General features: G+C 64.9%; 19 protein-coding genes. 16 read left to right on the top strand and 3 right to left on the bottom strand.

The window, feature by feature from the left end:
* Genes EPO55_RS08175 through EPO55_RS08155 form a run of 5 tightly spaced genes read left to right on the top strand, consistent with a single transcriptional unit; the run spans position 1 to position 5,560 of the window.
* Positions 1 to 1,371 (top strand): pyruvate dehydrogenase complex E1 component subunit beta, encoded by a 1,371-nt coding sequence (locus tag EPO55_RS08175; RefSeq protein ID WP_296336126.1) that lies wholly within the window; start codon positions 1 to 3, stop codon positions 1,369 to 1,371.
* An 18-nt stretch (positions 1,372 to 1,389) separates the two neighbouring features.
* Positions 1,390 to 2,667, top strand: coding sequence for a pyruvate dehydrogenase complex dihydrolipoamide acetyltransferase (locus EPO55_RS08170; RefSeq protein ID WP_296336125.1), 1,278 nt, complete (start codon positions 1,390 to 1,392; stop codon positions 2,665 to 2,667).
* Between the two features lie 9 nt (positions 2,668 to 2,676).
* Positions 2,677 to 4,089, top strand: coding sequence for a dihydrolipoyl dehydrogenase (gene lpdA, locus EPO55_RS08165; RefSeq protein WP_296336124.1), 1,413 nt, complete (start codon positions 2,677 to 2,679; stop codon positions 4,087 to 4,089).
* Positions 4,090 to 4,095: 6 nt separating this feature from the next.
* Positions 4,096 to 5,067, top strand: a complete 972-nt coding sequence (lipA, locus tag EPO55_RS08160; RefSeq protein ID WP_296336123.1) for a lipoyl synthase — start codon at positions 4,096 to 4,098, stop codon at positions 5,065 to 5,067.
* Positions 5,068 to 5,074: 7 nt separating this feature from the next.
* Entirely contained in the window at positions 5,075 to 5,560 is a 486-nt protein-coding gene (locus tag EPO55_RS08155; protein ID WP_296336122.1) for a type II toxin-antitoxin system RatA family toxin, read from the top strand.
* Here the strand turns inward: EPO55_RS08155 and EPO55_RS08150 are convergent.
* Complete coding sequence (locus tag EPO55_RS08150; RefSeq protein ID WP_296336121.1) at positions 5,520 to 6,011, bottom strand: CinA family protein; 492 nt, start codon at positions 6,009 to 6,011, stop codon at positions 5,520 to 5,522. The two genes, EPO55_RS08155 and EPO55_RS08150, sit on opposite strands and share 41 nt — an antisense overlap.
* An 8-nt stretch (positions 6,012 to 6,019) precedes the next feature.
* Positions 6,020 to 7,186, bottom strand: a complete 1,167-nt coding sequence (locus tag EPO55_RS08145; RefSeq protein ID WP_296336120.1) for a bifunctional 2-C-methyl-D-erythritol 4-phosphate cytidylyltransferase/2-C-methyl-D-erythritol 2,4-cyclodiphosphate synthase — start codon at positions 7,184 to 7,186, stop codon at positions 6,020 to 6,022.
* 124 nt (positions 7,187 to 7,310) lie between these two features.
* Here EPO55_RS08145 and dusB point away from each other — a divergent pair, with 124 nt between their 5' ends.
* From dusB to EPO55_RS08090, 11 genes are all read left to right on the top strand, one after another.
* Positions 7,311 to 8,318, top strand: coding sequence for a tRNA dihydrouridine synthase DusB (gene dusB / locus EPO55_RS08140; RefSeq protein ID WP_296336119.1), 1,008 nt, complete (start codon positions 7,311 to 7,313; stop codon positions 8,316 to 8,318).
* A gap of 1 nt (position 8,319) precedes the next feature.
* Complete coding sequence (locus tag EPO55_RS08135) at positions 8,320 to 9,432, top strand: ATP-binding protein (protein WP_296336156.1); 1,113 nt, start codon at positions 8,320 to 8,322, stop codon at positions 9,430 to 9,432.
* Positions 9,429 to 10,910, top strand: coding sequence for a nitrogen regulation protein NR(I) (gene ntrC / locus EPO55_RS08130; RefSeq protein ID WP_296336118.1), 1,482 nt, complete (start codon positions 9,429 to 9,431; stop codon positions 10,908 to 10,910). The genes EPO55_RS08135 and ntrC overlap by 4 nt, the downstream gene beginning before the upstream one ends.
* 5 nt (positions 10,911 to 10,915) lie before the next feature.
* Positions 10,916 to 13,147: a PAS domain-containing sensor histidine kinase gene (locus EPO55_RS08125; RefSeq protein ID WP_296336116.1), complete on the top strand. Its 2,232-nt coding sequence runs from the start codon at positions 10,916 to 10,918 to the stop codon at positions 13,145 to 13,147.
* A gap of 34 nt (positions 13,148 to 13,181) precedes the next feature.
* Positions 13,182 to 14,594 carry a sigma-54 dependent transcriptional regulator gene (locus EPO55_RS08120; RefSeq protein ID WP_296336115.1) on the top strand — a complete coding sequence of 471 codons (1,413 nt, stop codon included), beginning with the start codon at positions 13,182 to 13,184 and terminating at the stop codon, positions 14,592 to 14,594.
* A gap of 18 nt (positions 14,595 to 14,612) precedes the next feature.
* Positions 14,613 to 15,476, top strand: coding sequence for a D-amino-acid transaminase (locus EPO55_RS08115; RefSeq protein WP_296336113.1), 864 nt, complete (start codon positions 14,613 to 14,615; stop codon positions 15,474 to 15,476).
* A complete protein-coding gene (locus EPO55_RS08110) occupies positions 15,473 to 16,129 on the top strand; it encodes an HAD hydrolase-like protein (RefSeq protein ID WP_296336112.1) in 657 nt (218 codons plus the stop codon). Before EPO55_RS08115 ends, EPO55_RS08110 begins: the two co-directional genes overlap by 4 nt.
* 105 nt (positions 16,130 to 16,234) lie before the next feature.
* Positions 16,235 to 16,483 (top strand): RNA chaperone Hfq, encoded by a 249-nt coding sequence (hfq, locus tag EPO55_RS08105; protein ID WP_296336111.1) that lies wholly within the window; start codon positions 16,235 to 16,237, stop codon positions 16,481 to 16,483.
* 1 nt (position 16,484) lies between these two features.
* Complete coding sequence (gene hflX, locus EPO55_RS08100; RefSeq protein WP_296336110.1) at positions 16,485 to 17,831, top strand: GTPase HflX; 1,347 nt, start codon at positions 16,485 to 16,487, stop codon at positions 17,829 to 17,831.
* Between the two features lie 54 nt (positions 17,832 to 17,885).
* A complete protein-coding gene (locus EPO55_RS08095) occupies positions 17,886 to 18,173 on the top strand; it encodes a co-chaperone GroES (protein WP_296336108.1) in 288 nt (95 codons plus the stop codon).
* 5 nt (positions 18,174 to 18,178) lie between these two features.
* A complete protein-coding gene (locus EPO55_RS08090) occupies positions 18,179 to 19,012 on the top strand; it encodes an inositol monophosphatase family protein (RefSeq protein ID WP_296336107.1) in 834 nt (277 codons plus the stop codon).
* Between the two features lie 10 nt (positions 19,013 to 19,022).
* Here EPO55_RS08090 and mazG read toward each other — a convergent pair whose 3' ends face one another.
* Complete coding sequence (gene mazG, locus EPO55_RS08085; RefSeq protein ID WP_296336105.1) at positions 19,023 to 19,805, bottom strand: nucleoside triphosphate pyrophosphohydrolase; 783 nt, start codon at positions 19,803 to 19,805, stop codon at positions 19,023 to 19,025.
* Between the last annotated feature and the right edge of the window lie 220 nt (positions 19,806 to 20,025).

The raw sequence follows: 20,025 nt of genomic DNA, 5'->3' as shown, positions 1-20,025 counted from the left end.
ATGTCCATTCAGGTTCTGATGCCTGCGCTGTCACCAACCATGACCGAGGGCAAGCTCGCCAAATGGCACGTCAAGGTGGGCGACGTCGTGAAGTCGGGTCAGGTGCTCTGTGAGATCGAGACCGACAAGGCGACCATGGAAGTCGAGGCGGTCGATGAAGGTACGGTTGCCAAGATCCTGATCGAGGAGGGGGCCGAGGGCGTGGCGGTCAACACGCCGATCTGCCTGCTCGCCGGCGAAGGCGAGAGCGCCGAAGATGCCGCGAAGGCGGCGCCGGCGGCGGCGGCTGCCGCGTCCCCCAAAGCCGAACCTCCGGCGCCTGCAGCGAGCTCCGCGCCTGCGACACCAGCCGCTTCTTCGGTCGCCACTGAGCCCGAATGGAAGGGCAAGACCGTCCACATCACGGTGCGCGAGGCATTGCGCGACGCGATGGCCGAAGAGATGCGCAAGGACGGAAAGGTCTTCCTGATGGGCGAGGAAGTGGCGCAATATCAGGGTGCCTACAAGATCAGCCAGGGCCTGCTGGAAGAGTTCGGCGACAAGCGCGTTATCGACACGCCGATCACCGAGCATGGCTTCGCCGGCCTCGGTGTCGGCGCGGCGTTCGGCGGCCTGAAGCCGATCGTCGAGTTCATGACCTTCAACTTCGCCATGCAGGCGATGGACCAGATCATCAACTCCGCCGCCAAGACGCACTACATGTCCGGCGGCCAGATGACCTGTCCGATCGTGTTCCGCGGCCCCAATGGCGCCGCCTCGCGGGTCGCCGCCCAGCATTCGCAATGCTACGCGAGCTGGTACGCCCACGTTCCCGGCCTGCGCGTCGTGGCGCCGTGGAGCGCCGCCGACGCCAAGGGGCTGCTCAAGGCCGCCATCCGCGATCCCAATCCGGTGATCTTCCTCGAGAACGAGATCCTCTACGGCCAATCCTTCGACGTGCCGGAAGATCCCGACTTCGTCCTGCCGATCGGCAAGGCAAAGGTGGAACGGGTCGGCAAGGACGTCACCATCGTGGCCTTCTCGATCATGGTCGGAAAGGCGCTGCAGGCGGCCGAGGAACTCGCCAAGCAGGGCATCGACGCCGAAGTCATCAACCTTCGCAGCCTGCGGCCGTTCGACACCGAGACCATCGTTGCCTCGGTGAAGAAGACCAACCGGCTCGTGTCGGTCGAAGAGGGGTGGCCGTTCGCCGGTATCGGCTCGGAACTCGCTGCCATCGTGATGGAGCATGCCTTCGACTGGCTCGATGCGCCGGTGAAGCGCGTTGCCGGCCTCGATGTGCCGCTGCCGTATGCGGCCAACCTCGAGAAGATGGCTCTGCCGCAATCGAGCAACATCGTCGAGGCCGCCCGCGCGGTCTGCAATCGCTGACGCGGGGAGGCTGGGACCATGTCCATCAATATCCTGATGCCAGCGCTGTCGCCGACCATGACGGAGGGCAAGCTCGCCAAGTGGCACGTGAAGGTGGGCGACACCGTCAAGTCCGGCCAGGTGATGTGCGAGATCGAGACCGACAAGGCGACCATGGAAGTCGAAGCCGTCGACGAGGGACGGATCGGCCAACTCGTCGTGCCGGAAGGAACGGAGGGCGTTAAGGTGAACGCCGTCATCGCGATTCTCCTGGAGGAGGGCGAGAAGGCTGTGCCTGCGAGCACGCCCGCCGCTCCCGCAGCGGCACCGGCCGCAACACCGGCCGCAGCACCGGAGCCGTCCGCTGCCAAGCCTGCAGCACCTGCTCCCGTCGCACCGGCTGCATCTGCGGCAGCAGTGTCTTCGGGCGGCCGCGTCTTCGCGTCGCCGCTCGCCAGGCGTATCGCGGCCGACAAGGGGCTCGACCTATCCCGGATCAAGGGCAGCGGGCCTGGCGGGCGCATCGTCAAAGCCGACGTCGAGCAGGCCAAGCCGGGGGCGGCCCCCGCGGCGGCACCGACACCGAAGGCGGCCCCGGCCTTCACGCCGCAGCCGATCTTCGCGGCGCCGGGTGACACCCGCATCCCGCACACCTCGATCCGCAAGGTGATCGCGCGGCGCATGCTCGAGTCGAAGCAGCAGGTACCGCATTTCTATCTGACGGTGGAGCTCGAGATCGATGCCTTGCTGGCGGCGCGCCAGGCCATCAATGCCGTGGTCGAGAAGAAGGGCACCAAGGTCTCGGTCAACGATATGGTGATCAAGGCCTGCGCCAAAGCACTGCGCGATCATCCGGAATGCAACGCCTCTTGGACCGAAGACGAGATGATCCAATACGGCGCCGTCGACATATCCGTCGCCGTTGCCACCGACCGCGGCCTGATCACGCCGATCGTGCGCAACGCCGATATGAAGGGCCTGGCCCAGATCGCGGCGGAGATGAAGGATCTCGCGGCCCGGGCCAAGGTGGGAAAGCTGAAGCTCGAGGAATTCCAGGGCGGTGGCTTCACCATCTCCAACCTCGGCATGTTCGGGGTGAAGGATTTCGCCGCTATCATCAACCCGCCACAGGCGATGATCCTCGCCGTCGGTGCGGGCGAGGAACGGGCAGTGGTTCGCAAGGGCCAGATGGTCGTGCGTAACATGATGAACTGCACGCTGGCGGTCGATCACCGTGTCGTCGACGGTGCTATGGGGGCGCAGTACCTCCAGACGCTGCGTGCCTATGTCGAGCAGCCGGCAGCAATGCTGGCCTAGGAGCGAGCTGTGGCCGAAACGAATTTCGACATCATAGTCGTCGGTGGCGGGCCGGGCGGCTACGTCGCTGCCATTCGCGCCGCCCAGCTCGGGCTCAAGACCGCCGTCGTCGAGCGCGAGCACATGGGCGGCATCTGCCTCAACTGGGGATGCATCCCGACCAAGGCGCTGCTGCGCACCTCCGAAGTCTACAGCCTGATCAAGCACGCCGAGTCCTTCGGCCTGTCGGTGAAGGAGGTTTCATTCGACCCCAAGAAGATCGTCGAACGCTCGCGCAAGGTCGCGAGCCAGCTCAGCAACGGCGTCAAGGGTCTGATGAAGAAGAACAAGATCGCGGTCTTCGACGGCGCGGCCAGGCTGGCCGGCACGGAAGGGCCCTTGCGCAAGCTCGCCGTGGCGATGAACGACAAGAGCAGCATCACGCTCACCGCCAAGAACGTGGTCCTGGCGACGGGTGCCCGCGCGCGGCAGCTTCCGGGTCTGGAGACCGACGGCAAGCTGGTGTGGTCCTACAAGGAAGCGATGGTGCCGCCGGAGTTTCCCAAGTCGCTTCTGGTGATCGGTTCGGGCGCAATCGGCATCGAGTTCGCGAGCTTCTACCGAACCATGGGCGCGGAAGTAACGGTCTGCGAGGTGCTGGACCGCGTCCTGCCGGTCGAAGACGCTGAGGTGTCCACCTTTGCCAAGCGTGCTTTTGAGAAGCAAGGCATGAAGATTCTCACGAGCGCCGCCGTGTCGAACCTGAAGAAGGGCGCCAACAATGTCACCGCGACCATCACGGTCGGCGGCAAAGCCGAGCAGATCACCGTCGACCGCGTGATCAGCGCCGTGGGTATCGTCGGCAATGTCGAAAACCTTGGCCTCGAAGGTACCAAGGTGAAGGTCGAGAAGACCCACATTGTGATCGACCAGTGGGGATTTACAGGCGAGCCCAACGTCTATGCGATCGGCGACGTCGCGGGGCCGCCGTGGCTCGCCCACAAGGCGATGCACGAGGGCGTGCTGGTGGTCGAGAAGATCGCCGGCGTAAAGGGCGTGCACCCGATGAAGACCGAGAACATCCCGGGCTGCACCTATTGCCAGCCGCAGGTGGCTAGCATCGGCCTGACCGAGGCTGCAGCCAAAGCCAAGGGTCTGCAACTCAAGGTCGGCAAGTTTCCCTTCATCGGCAACGGCAAGGCGATTGCCCTGGGTGAGCCCGAGGGCTTCATCAAGACGATCTTCGACGCCAAGACCGGCGAATTGCTGGGTGCCCACATGATCGGCGCCGAGGTCACCGAGCTGATCCAGGGCTATAGCATCGCCAAGACGCTGGAGACGACGGAAGCCGAGTTGATGGCCACGGTGTTCCCGCATCCGACGCTGTCGGAGATGATGCACGAGTCGGTACTGGCGGCGTACGGCCGGACGCTCCATATCTAGGGCGTCATGGACGGATCGCACGACAAGCTCCCCCTGAGCCGCGCCGAACGGCACCCCGAAAAGGCGCATCGGGCGGACAATCCGATCCGGCGCAAGCCGGACTGGATTCGCGTGCGCGCACCGAACTCGCCGGAATATGCCGAGACCAAGCGCCTGATGCGCGAGTATGGCCTCACGACGGTATGTGAAGAGGCGGCCTGCCCAAATATCGGCGAGTGCTGGAAGCAGAAGCACGCCACCTTCATGATCATGGGCGAGGTCTGCACGCGGGCCTGTGCCTTCTGCAATGTCGCCACCGGCAAGCCCGGCGCACTCAATCCGCACGAACCGGCCAACATCGCCGAGGCGGTCGGCAAGCTGGGCCTTGGCCACGTGGTCGTCACTTCCGTCGATCGCGACGATCTCGATGATGGCGGGGCAGGGCATTTTGCCGAAGTGATCACGGCCCTGCACAAGTCGGCGCCATCGACGACCATCGAGATCCTAACGCCTGACTTCATGCGCAAGGATGGCGCTGTCGAGACCGTGGTTGCCGCGCGACCCGACGTCTTCAACCACAATCTCGAGACCGTGCCTCGGCTCTACCCGACCGTCCGGCCTGGCGCGCGCTATTTCACCTCGCTACGGCTGCTTGCGAAGGTGAAGGAAATCGACGCCTCGATGTTCACCAAGTCCGGGCTGATGGTCGGCCTTGGCGAGACGCGCGAGGAGATACTGCAGGTGATGGACGATCTGCGTGCCGCCGACGTCGATTTCCTGACCGTCGGCCAGTACCTGCAACCCACGCCCAAGCATGCGCCGATCGATCGCTTCTGGACGCCGGCCGAATTCGAGGAACTGACGAGGCTCGCCCGCGCCAAGGGGTTCCTGATGGTCTCGGCCTCGCCGCTCACCCGCTCGAGCTACCATGCGGGCGATGACTTCGCCCGCCTGCGCGCCGCGCGGTCGGAGCGACTGGCCAGCCGGTCGCGGGCCTGACCGGACCTTGACGACCCGCCACGCCGAGCGCCGCCTCGTCGGCCATACGCCGATGCAGCTGTTCGACCTCGTGGCCGATGTCGGGCGCTATCCTGAGTTTCTGCCGTGGTGCCATGCTGCCCGGGTACGCCAGCGCGATGGCGCAGTCGAGATCGCCGAATTGGCGATCGGTTTCGGTCCCTTCCACGAAAAGTTCGTTTCCAGGGTCGAACTGGCGCCGGATCTGCCGGGTGGTCCGCGCATCGACACGACGGGGATCGAAGGTCCGTTCCGCCGGCTGATCAGCCGCTGGACCTTCCAGCCTCATCCCAACGGCACGATGATCGATTTCGAACTCGAGTTCGACTTCCGCTCGATGCTGTTGCAGCAGACGGTCCGCCTGCTCTTCGCCGAGGCAGTCCGTCGCATGGTCTCGGCCTTCGAGGCGCGCGCCACCCAGCTCTACGGCAGGCCTAGCGTTCGGCCAGCGACGCCAGCATCGCAAGCGCAGTAAGGACCGAGACACGGCGGATCACGTCGCGATCGCCGGGGAAGACGTGACGTTCGACGATCGGCTCGTGGCCGGTCCGAACGGCCGCCAGATGGACCAGTCCGACGGGCTTGTCTTCGGAGCCGCCGCCGGGACCGGCAACCCCCGTCACCGAGACCGCAATGTCGGCCTGGGAATGGGTGAGGGCGCCTGTCGCCATCGCCCGGGCCACGGGTTCGCTGACGGCCCCATGACCGAGCAGTGCATCCCATGGCACGCCCAGCATTTCCCGCTTGGCTTCGTTGGCGTAGGTGACGAAGCCGCGTTCGACGACGTCGGATGAGCCGGCGATGGCGGTGAGAGTGGCTGCCACCAACCCGCCGGTGCACGACTCGGCGGTCACGACCTTGAGTTTACGCTTGCGGCAGGCGACCAACACGCGCTCGGCTGCTTCTCTCATCTCGTGATCGAACATGCGAACCTCTAGCTTCTCGGCACTTCCACGGTCGCGACCGCCTGGGCGGCGATGCCCTCGCGCCGGCCGGTGAAACCCAGCCCTTCGGTGGTGGTCGCTTTCACGCTCACGCGGTCCCGGCCGACACCGGCGATGCGGGCGATGCTGTCGACCATCGCTTCGCGGTGTGGGCCGATGCGCGGCGCTTCGCAGATCAGGGTGAGATCGAGATGGACGATCCGCCCGCCGCGCTCGGCGAGAAGGCCGACGGCATGACGCATGAAGCGGTCGGAGGACGCGCCGCGCCATTGCGGATCGGACGGTGGGAAATGCTTGCCGATGTCGCCGGCACCGATCGTCCCGAGCACGGCATCGGTCAAGGCATGTAACGCCACGTCCGCGTCGGAGTGGCCACTGAGCGCCTGGCCATGCGGGATGGCGATCCCGCCCAGCACGACGGCGCTGCCCGGCGCAAAGCCGTGGACGTCGAAGCCGAACGCGGTGCGTGTTTCCATCGTCGCCGCCCGCTGCAGGTCCTCGATGGTGGTGATCTTGGCGTTATCGCCGCTGCCGGCCACCATGACGACCTTGAGGCCGGCGCGTTCAGCGACGGCGGCATCGTCGGTCAGGGCCGTCGCCTCGGTCGCCCCAAGGGGCGCTGAGGCGCGATGCGCTTCGAGCAACCGGGCGAAGCGGAAGACCTGAGGCGTCTGCGCCCGCCAAAGGTGGCGACGCGGGACCGTCTCGGAAATAACACCATCGTTCTTGACGCGCTTCAGCGTGTCGGCGAGTGCCACGCCGAGGACCGCACCGTCGATGCCGGGCACCGCCGCGGCGTCGAGGCAGGCCGCGATGTCGGTTGGCCGCACGAAGGGACGGGCGGCGTCGTGGATGGCGACAAAGTCCGGAGGGGCTCCGGCCAGCGCCTCGAGCCCGTTCAGAACCGAGAGTTGCCGGCTTGCGCCGCCGGCGACGGGCGGTGGGAGGTCGAACCCGGCGGCGGAGGCCTGGTAGAGAAGCTCGTCACCAGGGGCGATCACGACCTGGATCTGGCTAATGCCGGGGGCACCCCGAAGTGCTGTGAGGGTGTGCCAAAGGACGGGCTGAGTGCCCAAAAGCGCATACTGCTTGGGCAGGGGGCCACCGAAGCGGCTGCCGCGGCCAGCGGCGACGATCAAGGCGGTACAGGTGGGCACGGGCGGTTAATAACACCGCGACAGGGGGTGCGCACTTCAGACCCTTGCAGAAGGGGGCTGGACCCGGTAATGCTCGCTCAATTATTGTGCACTGCACAAGATGCCTATTAACTGAGCAAGAGTAATGGTCAGCGCCAACCGACTCCGCCCCGTCGATATCGGTCCGGTCCGTCTTGAGGACCCCATCATCCTGGCTCCGATGTCGGGAGTCACCGACATGCCATTCCGCCGGATGGTCAAGCGCGGCGGCGCGGGGTTGGTCGTGTCCGAGATGATCGCCTCGGCGGCGATGGTGCGCGAGAACCGCAAGACGCTGCTGATGGCCAAGAATTCACCGGAAGAATTCCCGATGTCGGTCCAACTCGCCGGCTGCGAGCCCGAAGTAATGGCTGAGGCCGCCAAGCTGAACGAGGACCGGGGAGCGGCCATCATCGACATCAACTTCGGCTGTCCGGTGAAGAAGGTCGTGAATGGCCATGCCGGATCCTCCCTGATGCGCGACGAAGTGCATGCCGCGAAGATTCTGGAAGCCACGGTCAAGGCCGTGAAGCTTCCGGTGACGCTCAAGATGCGCACGGGCTGGGATGAGACCAACCGCAATGCCCCCAACCTCGCGCGCATCGCCGAGGCCTGCGGCATCCGGATGCTGACGGTGCACGGCCGCACACGATGCCAATTCTACGAAGGCCATGCCGATTGGGCGTTTGTAGCCAACGTCAAGGCGGCGACGAACCTGCCGGTGATCGTGAACGGCGACATCAACACGCTCGATGACGTCGACCAGGCGCTGGCCCAATCGGGCGCCGACGGCGTAATGATCGGGCGCGGCGCCTACGGACGGCCATGGTTCCTCAACCAGGCGATCCATTACCTGCGCACGGGTGAACGGCTGCCGGATCCAGCCCTTGTAGAGCAGTACGCCACGGTGCGGGCCCACTACGAATCGATGCTCGAGCATTATGGCCTCGAAACGGGTGTGCGCATGGCGCGAAAGCACCTCGGCTGGTACTCGAAGGGTCTGCCGGCGTCGGCCGACTTTCGCGGTGCCGTCAATCGCGAGGCCGATCCCACCAAGGTGCGAGCGATGCTCGCCGCATTTTTCCTTCCCGCCCTCGAACGGCAGGCGGCCTGACATGTCATTGCGCCCGCTCAAGCGCCCCGGCACATCACCCGAGCTGTTTTCCGCGGCGATCCTGGATTCCCTCTCCGAGGCGGTCGTGGTCGTGGATGCCGGCCGGCTCATTCAATACGCCAATCTTTCCGCTGAGCAGTTCTTCGGCGTCGGCCGCGCGCGCCTCGTCGGCCATCCGCTGGATGAGTTCGTGCCAGATGACACGCCGCTCTTCTCGCTGCTCGAGCAGGTACAGACAAGCGGCGGTGCATTGGCAGAGAACGGCATCACGCTTGCCTCGCCGCGCATCGGGACCCGATTCTGCGCCCTTCGTCTGTCGCCGGTCGCCGACAGTGACGGACTGATCGCCGTGTCGCTGGTCGAGCAGACGATCGCGCGCAACATCGATCGACAGATGTCTCATCGCAGCGCCGCCCGTTCGGTGAGCGCGCTCGCGGCCATGCTGGCGCACGAAGTCAAGAATCCGCTGTCGGGTATCCGCGGCGCCGCCCAGCTTCTCGAGCAATCCGTTCCCGACAGCGACCGCGAGCTGACCAGCCTGATCTGCGAGGAAACCGACCGGATCGTGGCACTGGTCGACCGGATGGAGGCTTTCGCCGATGGCCGCCCGATCGACCGCGGCCCGATCAATATTCATCAGGTCCTGAATCACGTTCGCCGCCTCTCCGAAAATGGCTTCGGCAAGGGCGTACGGTTCATCGAGACCTACGATCCGTCACTGCCCGAGGTCCATGGCGATCGCGACCAGCTCATCCAGGTGTTCCTCAATCTGGTGAAGAATGCCTGCGAAACGCCGGGCGACGGCGAGCGCGAGATCGAGCTTTCGACCGGTTTCCGCCACGGCCTGCGCCTGGCTGTCCCGGGCCAGCAGGCGAGGGTCAACCTGCCGCTGGTCGTTTCGGTCCGCGACAATGGGCGTGGGGTCCTCGACGAGATCCGTGCCCACATGTTTGACGCATTCGTGACCAACAAGCCGACGGGAACCGGCCTGGGTCTTGCATTGGTGGCCAAGATCATCAACGACCACGGCGGGGCCATCGAATTCGACAGCGAGCCCGGCCGGACAACATTCCGAGTGATGCTGCCGATGCAATTCCCGCAGACCGTCCCATGAGCACTTCTGCGACAATTCTTATCGCCGACGACGATCGCGCGATTCGGACGGTCCTGCATCAGGCACTGGGACGTCAGGGCCACACCGTGCGTAGCACGGGTGCTGCCGCGACGCTTTGGCAGTGGGTCCAGGAAGGCGAGGGGCAACTCGTCATCACCGACGTCGTCATGCCTGACGAAAACGGCCTGGACCTCGTGCCGCGCATTCGCAAGCTCCGGCCCGATCTGCGCATCATCGTGATGAGCGCCCAGTCGACGTTATTGACGGCGGTGCGTGCCACCGAACGGGGCGCGTTCGAGTACCTGCCGAAGCCGTTCGATCTCAACGAATTGGTCTCGGTGGTGAATCGGGCGCTCTCGGCGCCTGCCGCGTCGATGCCGCGCGGCGCCCATCCACCGGAGGAGAGCGAACGCCTGCCGCTGATCGGCCGATCGGCGGCCATGCAGGAGATCTATCGCGCTCTGGCCCGGTTGATGTCGACCGACCTCACCGTGATGGTGTCGGGTGAATCGGGCACGGGCAAGGAGCTCGTCGCACGGGCGCTGCATGACTATGGCAAGCGCCGCAAGGGGCCGTTCGTGGCCTTGAACATGGCCGCCATCCCGCGCGAGCTGATCGAAAGCGAACTGTTTGGCCACGAGCGCGGAGCCTTCACCGGTGCCGTGCAGCGGTCGTCGGGCAAATTCGAGCAGGCTTCTGGCGGTACGCTGTTCCTCGATGAGATCGGCGACATGCCACCCGAGGCGCAGACCCGCCTGCTGCGTGTCCTGCAGGAAGGCGAGTACATGACGGTGGGCGGCCGCACGCCGATCAAGGCCAATGTCCGCATCGTGGCCGCCACCCATCGCGATCTGCGTCGCCTGATTCAGCAGGGACTGTTCCGCGAGGATTTGTTCTATCGCTTGAATGTGGTGCCGATCCGGTTGCCGCCGCTGCGCGAACGCCTCGACGATATTCCGGAGCTGGCCAACCATTTCCTGCGTGCGGCGACCATGGACGGGTTGCCGACCAAGGTGCTGTCGACGGACGCCATGGCGCGTCTGCGTCAGCACCGCTGGCCCGGCAATGTGCGTGAATTGGAAAACCTCGTCCGCCGCCTGTCCGCGCTTTATTCGGAAGAGGTGATCGGCGTCGAGACGATCGAGTCGGAACTTGCAGATGCCGTCCAGGCTCCGGAGTTCGAACCCGCAGGCGCCAGCAGCCCCGGTCTCGCCGACGCCTCGCTGGCCGACGCCATGGACCGGCACCTGCAAGCCCTGTTCGCCGCCCATGGCGATCGGCTGCCGCCGGACGGCATGTACGATCGTGTCATTTCCGAGGTCGAGCGGCCGCTCCTATCGCTTGCGCTTGGGGCAACGCGCGGGAATCAGTTGCGCGCAGCCCGACTTCTAGGGCTCAATCGCAATACGTTGCGCAAGAAGATAAAGGACCTCGACGTCCCAGTGGTTCGTACGCCGCAGGTTCGCCGAGGCGGGTGACTCTAGTGACAACTGCGCTGGGCGTTTCACGCTTGGGCGACACGGTAAGCGCGGTGCTCCGCGGTCTGAGCGGCCGCTTTGCGGCAGTGTCCCTTGCTATCCTGGCCATCGTTGCCGGCGCCACCACCTATGCCTGGTTGGCGGGGTTCGTGCCGGCGGCGTTCGGGACCCTCGGCTGGATGACCGGCCTTCTGGTCTCGGACCTCGTCATCGCCATCGCCCTCGTGGCAGTGCTCGCCGTTCGCCTGACACAACTATGGCTGGATCGACGACGTGGCGCGGCTGGCTCACGGCTTCACATGCGCCTCGTGCTGGTCTGCAGCGTCTTTACCATCACGCCGACGCTGATCGTCGCTATCATTCTTTCTCTGCTTTTTCTCAACCTGACGGATTTCGTCGTGAAGCCGTCGCAGGCCGCCTACGAGGCGGCTCGGACAATCGGCGAGCCGGTGCGACGCGCCCGGGAAGAGGAAATTCTGCGCGACATCGGTGCAATCGCTGCTCCTTTGCAAGCTCTGGGCGTCGATGGAATTCGTGACGGCGAGGTCACGAAGCGGCTCCTGGAAACGCTGATCGATGGCCGTCCGATTATCGAGGCAACCGTCTTCGATGCCGACAAGGGCGTGATCGCACGGGCCCAGGCGGCCGATGCCGAGGGCATGGTCGATCCGCTGCCGTCGGCGAGGTATCTCTGGCAGGCGGTCAATCAAGGGCGCCCGGTCCAGTTCGACTCCGCGAAGGGCGCTTACTTCGTCATGCAGCTTTTCGTCGGCGAGCCGCTCTTCCTGGCAACCGGCCATGCCGTCGATCTCAGGGTCGTCGACTACATCAAGAGCATCGAGTTCGCCGGAACGTTCTACTCGCAGATCGAGTCTGCCCTGCAGCGCAGTCAGCTCGTCATCTTCCTGGTCTGCGGTGCCATCGCCTTTCTGATGCTGCTGGCGGCCGTTTGGCTGGCGATTCTGTTCGCGACCCGCCTGACGGCGCCGATCGGCGGCCTGATGCTGGCGGCCGAGCGGGTACGAGGTGGTGACCTCACGACACGTGTGGAAGAGGGGCCACCGAATGACGAACTGGGTCAGCTCGCGCGCTCATTCAATCGCATGGCGAGCCAGATCGAGCAGCAGCGCGGCGAATTGGTCAACGCCAACAAGGAACTCGATACCCGTCGACGCCTTACCGATGCCGTACTGGCGGGTGTGTCGGCAGGCGTACTCAGTGTTGACAGCAAGGGCATCGTTGCCCGCAGCAACCGCTCGGCGCTCGAACTTTTGGCACTGCCCGAAGATGGCGTTTTGGGACGGCCGTTGACCGACGTCATGCCCGAGGTTGCCGCACTCGTCGTGCAGGCGGCAGAGCGGTCGGATCGTGTCACCCAGGGACAGGTCGAAATCCTGCAACGGGGCGTGCGGCGCATCCTCCTGGTCCGGATCAGTGCTGCCTCAGACGCCGGCTATGTCGTCACCTTCGACGACGTGACCGACCTCATGTCGGCGCAGCGGATGGCGGCCTGGGGCGACGTGGCGCGGCGCATCGCGCACGAGATCAAGAACCCGCTCACGCCGATCCAGCTTTCTGCCGAGCGGTTGAAACGTCGCTACCTGAAGCAGATCAAGGAAGACCCCGAAACGTTCACGATCTGCACCGACACGATCATTCGACAGGTCGGCGACATCGGTCGCATGGTCGACGAATTCTCGTCTTTTGCCCGCATGCCCAGGCCAACGGTGCAGGTCGAAGACGCCAAGGAGCTTTGCCAGCAGGCGCTGTTCCTTCAGCGTAACGGAAACCCCGACATTCGCTATGTCTCGCGCCTGCCGGAGAGTGCAATTCCACTGATTTGTGACCGCCGCCAGGTTGGCCAGGTGCTGACCAACATCTTGAAGAATTCAGCTGAGGCAATCGAAGGCCGGGAGGCGTCATCGGCCACACCGCTGCCGCCGGGCGAAATCTCGCTGGCCCTGACGGACGACGGTGCCACGGTGCGCATCATCATCGAGGACAACGGCAAGGGCCTGCCGAAGGAAGGGCGGGAGCGTCTGACCGAGCCTTACATGACGACCCGCAGCAAAGGTACGGGCTTGGGCTTGGCGATCGTAAAAAAAATCATGGAAGACCACGGTGGGTATCTCGCTCTGGAGGACCGTGAGGGTGGCGGTGCGAGCATCAGTCTGGTATTCCGGCGAGACGCGAAGGAAATCGCGTCGGCTCGACCGCATGCGACAGCCGCACAATGATCCGCAGCGATAGTAGCGGACTGCTTGAAGAGCCATGGCCCACGACATCCTGATCGTCGATGACGAGCGCGACATCTGCACGCTGATCGCAGGTATTCTTGAGGATGAGGGCCACGTCGCCCGGCGCGCCCACAACAGCACCGAGGCGATCGACGCCGTGCGCCAGCGCCGGCCGGCGCTCGTGATCCTGGACGTTTGGCTGCAGGGCAGCGAACTCGACGGCCTGCAACTCCTCGAGGTCATCCGCCGAGAGGATCCGCCCATTCCCGTCGTCATGATCAGCGGCCACGGCACGATCGACACCGCGGTGTCGGCGATCAAGACGGGTGCCTACGATTTCATCGAGAAGCCCTTCAAAGCCGATCGCTTGCTGCTGGTCGTCGATCGCGCCATCGAGGCCGACAAGCTCAAGCGCGAGAACGCGTCCTTGCGCCGACGGGCGGGGGGAGATGTCACGTTCGTTGGATCTTCGGCGAGTGCCGCGAGCGTCCGCGCCCAGATCGAGCGGGTTGCCCCCACTGGCAGCCGCGTCCTGATCGTCGGCGCTTCCGGGGCAGGCAAGGAAACCATGGGCCGCCTGATCCATCTGAGCTCCAAGCGGGCCGATGGTCCGTTCGTCGTGGTCAATTGCTCGACGTTGCCCGCCGAACGACTGGACATCGAACTGTTCGGCACCGACGGCGAGACCGAAGGCGATACACTCCGCGTCTCGGGCGCTTTCGAGATGGCCCACGGTGGCACTTTGCTGCTCAAGGAAGTCGCCGATCTGCCGCTGGCGCTGCAAGCCCGATTGGCGCGGGTTCTCCAGGAACAGTCCTTCGTGCGCGATGGCGGCAAGACGCGCGTCGAGGTCGACGTCCGCGTCCTTGCCTCGACGAGCCGGACCCTGCAGGAAGAAATCGCCTCGGGGCAGTTTCGGGAGGAACTGTATCACCGGCTGAACGTGGTCTCGCTGCGCGTGCCGCCGCTCAGCGAACGCCGCGAGGATATCCCCGAGCTCTCCGCCGACCTCCTGCGACGGGTTGCGGACGCGACCGGTCTGCCGTCGCGGACGATCGGCGAGGACACATTGGCCGCATTGCAAGGGCACGATTGGCCGGGAAACGTCCGGCAACTACGCAACGTCATCGAGCGGCTGCTGATCCTGGCACCGGTGGGCGGCGGCCCGATCCGGGCCGACGTATTGCCCAGCGACGTCAGCGAGGACGCACCGTCGGTCCTGCGCTGGGAAAAGGGTGGAGAAATCATGCAGTTGCCGCTGCGCGATGCCCGCGAGGTCTTCGAGCGAGAATACCTGCTGGCTCAGGTCACGCGGTTTGGCGGAAACATTTCGCGTACGGCGACCTTCGTCGGCATGGAGCGTTCGGCCCTGCACCGCAAGCTGAAGTCGCTGGGGCTGCACGGAAGCACACCCGACGAGCGCAACGAGACGGACCCCACGGGCTGAGAAGCGAAGGAGTGCGGCATGGCCCGCTACGCGTATGTAAATGGCCGCTACGTCGATCACCGCGAGGCCAGCGTCCATATCGAGGACAGGGGCTACCAGCTTGCCGATGGCGTCTACGAAGTTGTCGGCGTGCGCGACGGCCGGCTGATAGACGAGGGTCCTCATATCGATCGGCTCGACAGGTCGTTGCGCGAACTCAGGATCGGTTGGCCGGTTACCCGCGCGGCGTTGGCCTTCATCATGCGTGAACTGATGCGCCGGAACCGTCTGCGCGACGGGTTGATCTATATGCAGGTGACTCGCGGCGTCGCCCGTCGCGATCATGCCTTTCCGACCGTGCCGGTGAAGCCCGCGTTGGTGCTCACGACCAAGAACAGCAAGCGCGCCGATGCCGATCCCGGCCCGGGGATTGCCGTCAAGAGCCAGCCCGACATCCGGTGGGAGCGTTGCGACATCAAGACCGTGGCCTTGTTGCCGAATGTCCTGGCCAAGCAGGCGGCGCGGGAAAGCGGCGCGTATGAAGCATGGTTGATCGATGCTGACGGTTGTGTGACCGAAGGCGCGTCGACCAACGCCTGGATCGTGACGCAGGATGGCGAACTCGTGACGCGACAGACCGACAACGGCATCCTGGCCGGCATCACGCGTCACACGCTGAAGTCGCTGTGCAACGCGCTGCAGCTCAAGTTCGTCGAGCGCCCGTTTTCACTGGCGGAGGCCAAGAAGGCGAAGGAAGCGTTTATCACCAGTGCAACCTCGTTCGTGATGCCGGTGGTCAAGATTGACGGCGAAGCCGTGGGCGATGGCAAAGTCGGCCTGACGGCGCGGCGTCTGCGCGAGGAATACGTGCGCTTTGCCGCAGCCGGAGAGGCGGTTACATGAGCGGTTCGGCCGCGGTCAAACTGCCCCGCGCCGTGCTGTTCGACTGGGACAACACCCTGGTCAACACCTGGCCCACGATCGTCGAGTGCTACCACGATACCTTCACGGCCCTGGGATTGATTCCCTGGACGGCGGAAGAGGTGCAAGTCCGCGCCCATGGTTCGTTGCGCGATGTCTTCCCCAAGCTCTTCGGCGAACAGGCGGGCGAGGCCGAACGAGTCTTCTACGAGACCTTTCACCGCATCCATCTGGAGCGCTTGCAGCCGCTGCCGGGGGCCGATGCGCTGCTGGCACGCTGCCGGGAGGCCGGTTGCTACGTGGCGGTGGTCAGCAACAAGGTGGGTGAAAACCTGCGCACCGAGATGGCCCACCTAGGCTGGCAACGTTGGATCGCCCGTGCGGTGGGTGCCAAAGACGCCAAACGCGACAAGCCTGCCCCCGATCCCATCTATTTGGCCCTCGACGGCACGGGAATTGCCCCTGACGAGACCGTATGGATGGTCGGAGACTCCCTTGCCGACCTCCAATGTGCCCATGCGGCGGGGTGTTTACCCGTTCTGGTCGGGGGGGCGGAACAACTCTCCGCCTCCCTGCTGGAACATCCGCCCCGCCTCAGGGCACGTAATTGTCATGAGTTGCTAGCATTGCTTTGACCCAAGCGTCCCCTATATTTGTTTCAACTCGGTAGCGGGGAGAGCCCCGCGCCCCCCAAACCGGCGACCTTCGGGGAACCGGCCGCCCAGCAAGAGGCCAAGAACATGAGCGAAAAGGCACAAAACGTTCAGGACGTGTTCCTGAACCACCTGCGAAAGAACAAGACTCCGGTCACGATATTCCTCGTGAACGGCGTGAAATTGCAGGGAATCGTCACGTGGTTCGACAATTTCTCGGTGCTTCTGCGCCGCGACGGTCACTCGCAGCTGGTCTACAAGCATGCGATTTCGACCATCATGCCGGTGACCCCGGTACAGCTGTTCGACGGGGACAAAGCCGAGGCAGCAGGCTGATTTGATCGAAGACCTCGAGCAGGAAGTCCACGAAAGGCGCAAGCGTACGCCCAACGACACCGCACGGCCGGCGACGGTGGCCGCCGTTCTGTGCCCCTATACGCGTGGCCGGGGCGAGGAACGCGACAGCGAGGCCAAGCTCAATGAGGCCGTTGGATTGGCGCGGGCGATCGACATCGACGTCCGTCTGGCGCAGACCGCGCCGCTGCGACGCGTCACGCCCGCCACGCTGCTGGGCAAAGGCGTCGTCGAACGGCTGAAGGAGGCTGTGGACGAACTGGGCATCGGCCTGGTGATCGTCGACGACAGACTGACGCCGGTTCAGCAACGCAACCTCGAGAAAGCCTGGCAGACCAAGGTCATCGACCGGACAGGCCTCATCCTGGAAATCTTCGGTGCCCGCGCCCGGACACACGAAGGCCGGCTGCAAGTCGAACTCGCAGCGCTCGACTACCAGCGCGGTCGGTTGGTTCGGTCGTGGACCCATCTCGAGCGGCAACGCGGCGGCTTCGGCTTCCTGGGTGGTCCCGGCGAATCCCAGATCGAAATCGACCGCCGCCTCATCGGCGAGCGCATCGTGCGCATCAAGCGCGACCTTGAGGGCGTGCAGCGGACGCGTGCCGTCAATCGCGTCGGCCGCAAGAAGGCGCGGCTGCCGACGGTCGCACTGGTCGGTTACACCAACGCCGGCAAGTCGACGCTGTTCAACCGACTCTCGGGCGCCGGCGTAATGGCCAAGGACCTGCTTTTCGCCACGCTCGACCCGACCATGCGGTCGATCAAGCTGCCAAACGGCAAGGGATGCGTAATCTCCGACACGGTAGGGTTTGTCTCGGATCTGCCGACCCATCTCGTTGCCGCCTTCCGAGCGACCCTCGAAGAGGTGATCGAAGCAGACCTGATCGTCCATGTCCGCGACATCGCCCACCCCGAGACCGAGCAACAGCGTGCTGATGTCGAGCAGGTGTTGAAGGAACTCGGGGCGCTCGAGGAAGGTGGGGGCAAGCCGCTGATCGAGGCGCTGAACAAGATCGACGCGCTGCCGGCGGACAGGCTGGACACGCTGCAGACCCGTGCCGCCGCCGGCGCCGCCCGGGCGCTTCAGTATCCCGTTTCAGCCTTGACCGGGGAGGGGGTCGACCGCCTTCTCGAGGCCATCGGTGAATTTCTCGGCCGGTCCGGGACCGCGCGCGAGATTTCCGTACCGTTGAGCGACGGCGCCACCATTGCCTGGCTCTACCGCCACGGCGAGGTCCGCGACCGCCGCGACGAAGGCGAATTGGCGTTGCTGACCGTGGCCCTGGATACCGCTGCCGCGGCGCAGTTGGAGCGCCGGCTCGCGCGTTGACATGCCTGCGGCGCAAAATCTATAAGCGGCACCGTCCCAGACGAAGGAAATGCCATGAAATTCAAGCCTTTGCATGATCGGCTGCTGCTCAAGCCGATGACCGCGGAAACCAAGACCAAGGGCGGCCTCATCATCCCGGACACGGCGCAGGAAAAGCCGATGCAGGGCGAGGTCGTGGCCGTCGGCAAGGGCAAGCGGCTCGAGGACGGGCGGCTGCAGGCGATCGACGTCAAGGTCGGCGACAAGGTGATCTACGGCAAGTGGTCGGGCACCGAGGTCAAGATCGGCGGCGTCGATCATGTCATCCTCAAGGAAGAGGACCTGTTCGGCGTCGTTGGCTGACCGGAATGCTGGGTAGTGGCGACCCGTCGCGGGTCACCGAACTGATCCGGGACACGGCGGCAGCTGAGTTGCTGCCGCGGTTTCGCAACCTCTCCAAGGACGATATCCGCGAGAAGGGGCCGGGTGACGTGGTCACCGTGGCCGATGTCGCGGCCGAACGGCGGCTGGCGGCGGGCCTGGCGAAGATCCTGCCGGGCGTTCCTGTGGTGGGCGAGGAGGCGGTCGAGGCCGATCCCGGCCTGGTCGACTTGATCGGCCGCCCGGGCGAGATGTGCTGGATCGTGGATCCCCTGGATGGCACTGCAAACTTCGCGGCCGGCAAGGAAATTTTCGCCGTGATCGTATGCCTCGTGCGCGACGCGGTCACGGTCGGAGCCTGGATCTTTGACGCGCCGAGGGGGCGGATGGCGGTTGCGATCAAAGGGCAGGGCGTCACGCTCGATGGCGTCCCGGTGACCGGCGCGGCGTCTGCCGGGGTTCCCGACGGCTTCGTCGGCTACAAGATCCGCAAGGCCTTCGACAAGCAATTGCCGGCGTCCGATCGCCAGAGACTCGGGCGCATCTCGACCCAGCGCTGTGCCGGCGTCGAGTATCTCGACATCCTGTCGGGCCGGGCGGGCTTCAGCCTCTACCGCACCACCAAGCCTTGGGACCATGCCGCAGGCGCGCTGATGATGGCCGAAGCAGGCGGCGGCTCCCTGCGCTTCGACGGCACGCCCTACGGAGCGGCGCAGCCGACCGATGCCGGCATCATCAGCGCCGCCTCGCTGGCGACCTTGGTCGAGGTGAGGGCGGTGTTCGAGGCCATCGAGATGCCGCTGCTGGCGCCGCGCCCTTAGCAGGCCGGCCTTAGACGCGGGTCTTGGCTTCCTGCCAAAGCGTTTCCATTTCCATCAGCGTGGCGTCGGCAGGCTTCCGGCCCTGGCCGGCAAGCTGGCGTTCGATGTAGCGGAAACGGCGCTCGAACTTGTCGTTGGTGGCCCGTAACGCAGCCTCGGGATCGACCTTGCAGTGGCGCGCGAGGTTGGTGACGGCGAACAGCACGTCGCCCAATTCATCGGTCAGGCGGGCTTGATCGACGGTGCCGGCGGTGATCTCGGCGCGCAATTCGCCCAGCTCCTCCTCGATCTTGTCGATGACGGGCGTGGTTTCCTTCCAGTCGAAGCCGACGCGGGCGGCACGCTTCTGGATCTTCTCGGCACGCAGAAGAGCGGGAAGAGCGCGTGCCACCCCGTCCAGGGCTCCTGCCGGTTCGGCTGTCTGCTTGGCTGCACGTTCGGCGGCCTTGCGTGCCTCCCAGGACACGGTCTGGGCCTCGGCGGTGTCGATCCGGGTATCGCCGAAGACATGGGGGTGCCGATCCACCATTTTGTCGGCCACGGCGGCCGCCACGTCGGCGAAGCCGAACACCTCGGCTTCCTGTGCCATCTGGGCGTGATAGACGACCTGGAGAAGCAGGTCGCCCAGTTCCTCCTTGAGGGCCGGCATGTCGTTGCGCTGGATGGCGTCGGCGACTTCGTAGGCTTCCTCGATCGTATAGGGCGCGATCGTCCGGAACGTCTGGTCGATATCCCAAGGGCAGCCATGGGTACGGTCGCGCAGCCAGGCCATGACCGCCAAGAGGCGGGCCATTGGTTCGCGGGGAAGCGTTTCCGCCGTTGGACGCGCCGATGGCACGGTGTCTGGCCTCATTTCTGATTATCGTATAATATATATTATGACAAATATAAATTGATGTTTAATATTATGGTATTACCAGTCAATTTTCATTCCTTCCTTCAATATTGCGAAGAGTTTGATGCCTCGCCCGGCATCGCTCGCAGGCACACCCAACGTCAACAGTACGCCGAGC

This window comes from Reyranella sp. (assembly GCF_004296935.1).
GTDB lineage: Bacteria > Pseudomonadota > Alphaproteobacteria > Reyranellales > Reyranellaceae > Reyranella.
This window is presented reverse-complemented; position numbering and strand designations above follow the sequence as displayed.